A 924-nucleotide genomic window follows, 5' to 3' on the forward strand; every position below is an offset into this window, starting at 1 on the left:
GGGCATCATCGACGCGATCGCGTCGGGCGACCCGGCGGCAGCGGAACACGCCATGCACGAGCACCTGTCAAGCGTCATCGACGCCCTCCGCCAAACAGCCTGACCTCATCGCCGGGCCAGCCGTGGTAGACCCAGCGCTGCTGGATCTTCCGTTGGCGGCCCGTCGTTCTGCGGCTCTGCGCGTGGAGACGTGGCACCTCAACAGGCCAGCCACAGGCCTTCGAATACGCGCCGCCGCAGCTCTCGTGGCCTGGCTGCGAGGGGGGAAGCTCACGCTGAGCGTCCGTTGGGCGGAAGAGCTTTAGGGCTCCCAGTCGGTGGTGAAGGCGGTGCGGTCGTAGCCGTTGCGGGTACGGGCTGGAGTGATCAGTCCGCAACGGTGTGATCGGTGCCATTTGGTGCTGTTCACGAGCCTGGATCACGCTCCGCCGGCGGACGGCACGTATGCGTTGGTCCAGTCGTTCGCGGTGACGGTCATCACCTTGGGCAGCACGCCGAGCCCGTTGACGAAGTCCAGGGTCTTCTTCCAGTCCGCGTCGTTCATGGTGGCGCTCGTCGGCCAGCGGGCGTGCTCTTGGCGCGCGCGTGGGCGGGCCCTCAGATTAGGGTGATCTGGGCGGGCAGGGTGCCCGATCTACCAGGCCGCTTTCGTAGGCGAAGACCACGGCCTGGACCCGGTCGCGCAGGCCGAGTTTGGCCAGCACGCGGCTGACGTGGGTTTTGACGGTGCCCTCGGACAGGAAGAGATATCCGGCGATCTCGGTGTTGGACAGGCCGCGGGCGATGAGGCTCAGCATCTCGCGTTCGCGTTCGGTCAGGACGTCGAGGCCGGCGGCGGGTACGGCCTGGGCGGCGCCGATGCCGACGTATCGTTCGAGGAGCCGGCGGGTCACGCTGGGCGCGACGACCGCGTCGCCGTGCGCG

Annotated in this window: 2 protein-coding genes; both read right to left on the reverse strand. The window is 68.4% G+C overall.

The genetic code is table 11. The annotated features are described in order from the left end of the window. Positions 1–418: 418 nt before the first annotated feature. Positions 419–544 (reverse strand): hypothetical protein, encoded by a 126-nt coding sequence (locus tag ABEA43_RS67765; RefSeq protein ID WP_345581575.1) that lies wholly within the window; start codon positions 542–544, stop codon positions 419–421. A 58-nt stretch (positions 545–602) separates the two neighbouring features. Continuing rightward, positions 603–924, reverse strand: a 322-nt coding sequence (locus ABEA43_RS67770; RefSeq protein ID WP_345581578.1) for a response regulator transcription factor, incomplete at its 5' end; no start/stop codon positions are given.

It is taken from the genome of Nonomuraea rosea, assembly GCF_039539705.1.
GTDB classification, from domain to species: domain Bacteria; phylum Actinomycetota; class Actinomycetes; order Streptosporangiales; family Streptosporangiaceae; genus Nonomuraea; species Nonomuraea rosea.

Excerpts from the sequence above, each read along its gene's own strand:
- ABEA43_RS67765 (WP_345581575.1), bottom strand. The coding sequence starts at position 544 with ATGAACGACGCGGACTGGAAGAAGACCCTGGACTTCGTCAACGGGCTC.